The organism is Psychrobacter immobilis, assembly GCF_904846065.1.
GTDB lineage: Bacteria > Pseudomonadota > Gammaproteobacteria > Pseudomonadales > Moraxellaceae > Psychrobacter > Psychrobacter immobilis_H.
Genome location: NZ_CAJGZV010000013.1, coordinates 1 through 2,015, shown reverse-complemented (window position 1 = coordinate 2,015; position 2,015 = coordinate 1). Strand labels below are relative to the sequence as shown.

At 43.0% G+C, this 2,015-nt stretch carries 3 protein-coding genes; all 3 read left to right on the top strand.

Annotated elements, in window-relative coordinates; genetic code table 11:
- The coding region (locus JMW64_RS13745) for a sodium:solute symporter family transporter (protein WP_406947511.1) at positions 1 to 353 on the top strand (353 nt) is incomplete at its 5' end.
- Positions 354 to 475: 122 nt separating this feature from the next.
- On the top strand, positions 476 to 1,402 hold the full coding sequence (locus JMW64_RS13740; protein WP_160020909.1) for an IS30 family transposase: 927 nt from the start codon (positions 476 to 478) through the stop codon (positions 1,400 to 1,402).
- 315 nt (positions 1,403 to 1,717) lie between these two features.
- Positions 1,718 to 2,015: DUF4377 domain-containing protein (locus JMW64_RS13735; RefSeq protein ID WP_201555348.1), on the top strand; the 298-nt coding region annotated here is incomplete at its 3' end.

Sequence of the window (2,015 nt, the reverse complement as noted above, 5' to 3'; positions counted from 1 at the left end):
TATCTATCTTGCTCGCCTCTGACCCCGACAGCTCAGTATTGAACTTAGTTTCTAACGCTTGGGCAGGATTTGGGGCAGCATTCGGACCCTTGGTTATCTTCAGCCTGATCTGGCGCGGTATGAACCGCAACGGCGCGGTCGCTGGTATGGTTGTCGGTGCATTGACTGTGATCCTATGGGTTTATGGTCCATTCCAGATGAATGGCGTACCATTAAACAGCTGGTTATATGCTATCGTTCCAGGCTTTATCTTAAGTACCATTGCAATCTTTGCGGTTAGTATCATGACTGGGGGCCCAAGACCTTCAGTATCTGCTAAATACAAAGAAATGGAGCTTAACTTAAATAAATAAGCTTACAATTTATAGCTACTTAGATTAACACATGAAGTGCAATACCAAATATGAGGTGAAAAAAAGACCTAGATGCGCTAGCATCAAAGTCTTTATCCACCGACCAAAGTGAGATTGCAACCATGAACTATACGCATCTAAGCCTAGGGGAACGATACCAGATTTATGCCCTTATAGGGGCAGAACATAGTATTAATTTTATAGCGCGGGCGTTAAACAGAAGTCCCAGTACCATATTAAGAGAAATCAGACGCAATAAAAGCCTGCGCGGTTACCGAGTCAATAACGCTCATAAGAAAGCTTGTGCAAGACGATCAAACAATGCGCTCAGCATCATCGCTGACGTATGGGACTGGGTCACAGACAAGCTTAAAGAGAACTGGAGTCCCCAGCAAATAGCAGGTGTTCATGGTGGACTCAGTCATATGAGCATTTATCGCTATATATGGACAAACAAGCGTAAGGGCGGCAGGTTATGGCAGTGTCTCAGACGTAAAGCCAAGCCTTATCGGCAGCGTTTAACTGCTGAGACTCGTGGTCGTATTAATGACAGAGTCTCTATCCATGAGCGCCCCTCCATCGTTGATGCGCGCACGCGGATTGGCGACTGGGAGGCGGATACCATTATCGGTCAGCATCACAAGCAAGCGATTGTCACGCTCGTTGAACGTAAAACAGGGCTGCTGAAGATGAAACGTGTGGATAATAAAACGGCACAGCAAGTATCAGAGGCAATGATAGAGCTCTTAAAGCCAGTGAGATTGCAGGTTAAGACCATTACCTCTGACAATGGTAAAGAGTTTGCTCAGCATAAAAAGGTGAAACAAAAGCTCTTTAGCTCTTTCTTCTTTGCCGATGCTTATGCGTCATGGCAGCGAGGAACCAACGAAAATACCAACGGCTTGATCAGAGAGTATCTGCCTAAAGGCTGTGACTTTAGACAAGTCTCTGATGATGAGATGCAGGACATTGAGAACAAACTAAATAACAGACCAAGAAAACGCTTAGGGTTTAAAACGCCTATGCAGGCGTTCTATAATATTAATTAGCGTTGCACTTGGTGTGTTAATCTAAGTTGTCAAATAAATATCGGCTTAGACTGTTTTTTGGTACGTTTAACTAACATGAGTTGCAAAAGCTGACGTTACTTTACAAACCAGTTATAGAGGATGAGTCGGTTTGCGACATATACTAGCTCCAGTAAACAATAGACCATACTGCTGAGCGATTACTAGCGTTATTTGGCTGTCTCAATCGATTTTGCCAGTATGGCCCTAAATGCCTACTACGTTTTGAACGTCTATAAATGATTAAAACGAGTTCAAACGGGCGATAATGAATATTAATTAACTGAGGATTGAATAATGAAAAAATTAGCACTTGCTGCGTTGATGACTACTTTTGCCCTGTCAGGTTGTTCTACTATGGGTATGGATAATGAGCGTACGATGGTCGTTGAAGGCCAACCTATGAATGTTAAAGTGATTAACATTCCAAGTTTTGAAGTAGAGATTGCCCCACGTAAAGCGGTTTGTGACCTGACCACCGCTAATGGCACCAAAGTTGAATCAGAGTGCTTACAGTATCGTCAAACTTATCAGAAAAACTATACTACTTTGAATGGTAACATACAAGGTTTCACTTATGAGCCAAACTATCGCT